5 protein-coding genes are annotated in these 4,537 nt (G+C 34.1%); 1 reads left to right on the top strand and 4 read right to left on the bottom strand.

Going from position 1 to position 4,537, the window contains the following annotated elements:
• The first annotated feature begins 88 nt into the window (after positions 1–88).
• Positions 89–1,288: a site-2 protease family protein gene (locus tag ACOI1D_RS21120; protein ID WP_422504129.1), complete on the top strand. Its 1,200-nt coding sequence runs from the start codon at positions 89–91 to the stop codon at positions 1,286–1,288.
• 66 nt (positions 1,289–1,354) lie between these two features.
• Here the strand turns inward: ACOI1D_RS21120 and ACOI1D_RS21115 are convergent, their stop codons facing one another.
• The 4 genes from ACOI1D_RS21115 to ACOI1D_RS21100 all read right to left on the bottom strand — a co-directional run.
• A complete protein-coding gene (locus ACOI1D_RS21115; protein WP_422504128.1) occupies positions 1,355–2,149 on the bottom strand; it encodes an ABC transporter permease subunit in 795 nt (264 codons plus the stop codon).
• A 21-nt stretch (positions 2,150–2,170) separates the two neighbouring features.
• Positions 2,171–2,968, bottom strand: a complete 798-nt coding sequence (locus ACOI1D_RS21110) for an ABC transporter permease subunit (RefSeq protein ID WP_422504127.1) — start codon at positions 2,966–2,968, stop codon at positions 2,171–2,173.
• Positions 2,969–2,974: 6 nt separating this feature from the next.
• Positions 2,975–3,859, bottom strand: coding sequence for an ABC transporter ATP-binding protein (locus ACOI1D_RS21105; protein ID WP_422504125.1), 885 nt, complete (start codon positions 3,857–3,859; stop codon positions 2,975–2,977).
• A gap of 22 nt (positions 3,860–3,881) precedes the next feature.
• A partial coding sequence (locus ACOI1D_RS21100) for a TetR/AcrR family transcriptional regulator (RefSeq protein WP_422504122.1) occupies positions 3,882–4,537 on the bottom strand: 656 nt, incomplete at its 5' end.

The following is a 4,537-nucleotide window of genomic DNA, read 5'->3' as shown; positions in this document are numbered from 1 at the left end:
CCCTCTTTTTCTTAAAGCGAGAAGATGATAAATTTATGTTAAACTTGCTATAATAAGAGAAAGTAACAATGGATTGGGGAGTTTCATGATGGCAACAACTGCAAAACAAAATACAAATAAAAGTTATTGGGGATGGCTGGCCGTAATTGGCGTCTTCTTATTAACCAAAGCAAAATGGCTTTTAGTCATATTGAAATTAGGTAAATTTGCTACATTAGCTTCGATGTTTATATCACTTTGGGCATACGCTATATTTTATGGGTGGAAATTTGCAATAGCACTTGTTTACTTAATATTTATTCACGAGATGGGGCATCTTGTTGCAGCTAAAATAAAAAACATTCCAACAAGCCCAGCAGTTTTCATTCCATTTTTAGGAGCCGCGATTGGTATAGACCCTAAAAAAATCGACAATGCGAAAACAGAGTTCTTTGTAGCTTATGGTGGTCCTTTAGCTGGATTAATTTCCATCATCCCAGCATTTGCTCTTTATATGACAACAGGTGATCCTTATTGGGTTCTTGTTATTCAACTAGGTGCACTTATTAATTTATTCAACCTGTTTCCAGTATCACCTCTTGATGGTGGGCGGATAGTTAGTGTATTGTCTCCAAATATATGGTTAGTTGGGCTGCTGATTCTTATTCCGGTTCTTTTTATTTCACCAGATCCCATTCTAATTTTAATATTTATTTTTGGTCTCGTCACCTGGTGGAAACAATTCAAAAAAAATACAGATTTGGCTATCATGAAGCATGAAGAAAACGTTTTGACCAAAATAAACAAAGACTTTCAATTTTTGACTAACAATAATACAGGTTGGCCAAAAGACATTGACCATTCCGAGCAAGACCTCACCGCAAATCAATATACTTCTTTATTTGTCAAAATTAAAGAACGGAAAGACCAGATTAATCGTTATCTGCAAAACAATACAGGTTTTACCTTTCCAGTTTTACAGGAGAAGAAGCGCACAGAAATTAAAAAAAATAAAGCAGAGAAAGAAATTTTAAGAAGAATTTTAAATGAAATGAACATTAGAGAAGATACACTGGAAGTAGATACTGCTATTCGTTTTGCTTCAGTAATAGAAAATATTTACAACAAAAACGAAAACAGACTTTTAAAGATAAGGAAAGAAATTAAACGTATTAAAACATACTACAAAACCTCAGTAGGAACAAAAGTTAAATCACTCGTACTATATTTATCTTTGGCTATACTACTTGCGATAATCCTTGTTTTTGCAAGTAACATTCTAGATTCAAGTCAACTACCAGGTTTATAACGGTATGCTATACAAACACTTTTAACCAGGAAAAGCTAACCTTAGGGAAAGCTTTTCCTTTTTTTGTTAAACCTTTAAATCCCTTTGCTTATAAGCAACAAATGTTACTGTTGCGAATATAGTAATCAGCAGCATCGATAAAGTAAGAAATAGCAGATCAAAACCACCCTCCATTACATGTTTAGCCTCAAAGTACTTAAAAGGTGTAAAATATTTTAAGTTCGCTATATTACTGTTTAAATCAACTGCAAAAGACAACATAACAGCAATTAAAAGTATACCAGTAGAAAAAGATGCAGCCTTTTGTGGCTTTTTAATTAGTGCAGCCATCGCTGTACCTAATGTAAGAAACAGTACCTGTAAAATAAACATCCCAAGCATAGTCATTCCAATCGCACTGCTAATGGATGCCCCGTCACTGTATTTACCGACAATGAGAAGACAGGAAATCCATGTAACACCAGTCAATATAATAACATTGGTTAAAGCTGCAAACAGTTTCAATCTGATAATTTTTGTTCTTGTTGCTGGTTTTACAAATAGAAACTCAGCTGTTCTGTCCCGTTCTTCCTTTGCGATCACCGTGGCTCCAAGCATGGTAGCATGGATCGTTGCCATCAACAATAGATACAAAAAAAGCACGCCATAAAATCCGACTGCAGTAGAAATGTCAAAGCTTCCCATACCTGTAATAGCCTGCAATGACTCTGGCATTTGAGCAATCAAATCATTCATTGATTGACCTGTAGAAGAAAAACCAGCATACTTCCCCATACCTGAAGCAATCATTGCGATCATCCCAACACACCAAATAATAAGTGATTTTCTATGCGCTTTCATTTCTCGGTAAAATACATTCATATTGAATTACCCCTTTCCACCTTAAACAGTATGGATGTCTTTTTTCGTGTAGATCATAAAACTTAGAATAATTGATACAATTATGATCGTCATTCCAACTAAGAGAAATGCAGGTTCATAGCTTGAATGAATCATTATATAGGTGGTATCAAAGTATTGAAATGGAGAAAAATAACGACCCAAATCCTGTCCGTCGATTCCGGCTACCATACCGATAATAAAGAATAGAAAAACAATACTTAATGAAACAGTTATCACAGATTTAATTTTTGAGTAAATAACTGAAATAAACATACCCAGACCCAAAAAGATAAGCTGTACAAATAAAAAAGTGATAGATATCATCAAAAATACCTGATTGTTATATGCCTCTGTTTTTACCAGCTGCAACATGATGGTTGCTGTTACTATTAAAATAGTAGTAGTAAACAGTAATGACGAAATTGCAGCCACCAACTTCGATAAAAGTATTTTAAATCGGGTTACTGGTTTCGTTAATAAAAAATCAGCGGTTTTCTCCACGGTTTCCCTGGAACCAATCGATATTCCTAAGTTCATCGCCTGAATTGCTCCACATAAAGTAAGATATAAAAAGGTGTAGGAATAATAGCCAATCACCGACCCGATACTATCCACTTGTATTCCCAGTGCGCTTCTTACCTCTTCAGGAAAACCTTCTAGCAACTTCTTAAACACTTCAATTTCCTTTGAGATAGATGGAAACATAGACATGAAAAATACTACTAATACAACCAATGCACCTGTCCATATTAAATTGGATTTGCGATTAACCTTCATTTCATGCAAAAATATATTCATAGAGTACTAGTCCTCCTTTTCATAATAATGCATAAAAATTTCTTCCAGATCAGGCTCATCTATCCATAGATTGGTAATTTTAATAGCCGCAATCTTTTTCATTACAATGTTAATGTCCCCTCTGTACAAAAAGGTGATCTGATTATCCTTAACTTCTAAATTACTTACTCCCTCGATATCAAAATAATTTTCATCCACTGACTCACTAACATCTATTTTGATTTTTTTATGATTGTTTTCTTTTAATGTACTTATTTTTTCAACCTGGACTATTTCACCATTCTTAATGATTGCAACACGATCACACAACCGCTGGACTTCACTTAAAATATGGGAGGAAAATAGAATGGTAACTCCCTTTTTATTCTCTTTTCTAAGTAAATCAAAAAACTTTTGCTGCATCAGTGGGTCCAACCCGCTCGTCGGTTCATCAAGAATAATTAATTTTGGTTCATGCAGTAGCCCCTGAATAATTCCGACCTTCTTTTTGTTACCTAAGGACAAATCATCAATTTTTTTTGACAGATCCAAATCTAATATCTCAGCTAATTCTTTGATTCTCTTTGTACAATCCTTCTTATAAAAACTAGCTGCATATTTTAATAAATCCATAACCTTCATATTGTCATAATAAAAGACTTCAGAGGGCAAGTATCCAACTTCCTTAGCAATCTCAGAAGCAGATTCAATGCAGTCTTTCCCGAAAATCGTCGCGCTTCCACTTGTTGGATAGATTAATGACAATAACGTTCTGATTGTGGTGGATTTACCTGCTCCATTTGGACCAATAAATCCAAATATTTCTCCCTCCTCTACACTGAAACTGATATCAGAGACCCCTCTGGATTCCCCATATGACTTGGTTAAATGGTTTATTTCGATAACATTCATCAGTTACCCTCCCTATTCCAACTTATTTGTAAAAAGCATTTTTCAATAATTCAATATAACCGTCGATTTCTTCCAGGATATTTTCTAAATCAATTTCATCTACTGAAATAGTTTTCACCTTTTCCTGTTGCCGATTGGCGAACCCTTCAAAAGTCCAGAAAATAACTTCATTGGCCTTATTAGGATCTATGTTTTCCTTATAGTTCGTTAAATCTATGTTAGTAAATAATTTGCTGAAAACATCTTCAGTTAATTTTTCTCTCTTATCCTTAATGTCATCTACCACCTCTGGTGAATCCTCTCCATAAGCACGATTGAGAAAATTAATCATCTCAGGATAGACCGTTAAAAATTCAAATTTAATCAATGTTACTTGGCGTATCATTTGTAAAATATCTTTCTCTTTCCAATCAATGCGTTCATAAATTCTTTCTGTAAACATATCTGATAACTTTTCAAATAAGGCCAAATAGAGATGCTTTTTACTCTTAAAATAATGAAATAACAAACCCTTGGATATTTTTGCTTCTTTTACAATTTCATTCGTGGACGCATTAAGATAACCGTTTTCAGCAAATACCTTCGTCGCTGCATTAACAATTCTTTCTTCCTTTTCTGGTTCAAGATTGAGTGATTCGAACAACAATATGAAAAGGCCTCCCTCTCGATAATTTTTAT

This window comes from Virgibacillus sp. DJP39 (assembly GCF_049310925.1).
Lineage (GTDB): Bacteria > Bacillota > Bacilli > Bacillales > Amphibacillaceae > Virgibacillus_F.
The sequence above is the reverse complement of the archived record's forward strand: the minus strand, read 5'-3'. Positions and strand labels throughout refer to the sequence as shown.

Excerpts from the sequence above, each read along its gene's own strand:
- ACOI1D_RS21120 (WP_422504129.1), top strand. The coding sequence starts at position 89 with ATGGCAACAACTGCAAAACAAAATACAAATAAAAGTTATTGGGGATGG.
- ACOI1D_RS21115 (WP_422504128.1), bottom strand. The coding sequence starts at position 2,149 with ATGAATGTATTTTACCGAGAAATGAAAGCGCATAGAAAATCACTTATT.
- ACOI1D_RS21110 (WP_422504127.1), bottom strand. The coding sequence starts at position 2,968 with ATGAATATATTTTTGCATGAAATGAAGGTTAATCGCAAATCCAATTTA.
- ACOI1D_RS21105 (WP_422504125.1), bottom strand. The coding sequence starts at position 3,859 with ATGAATGTTATCGAAATAAACCATTTAACCAAGTCATATGGGGAATCC.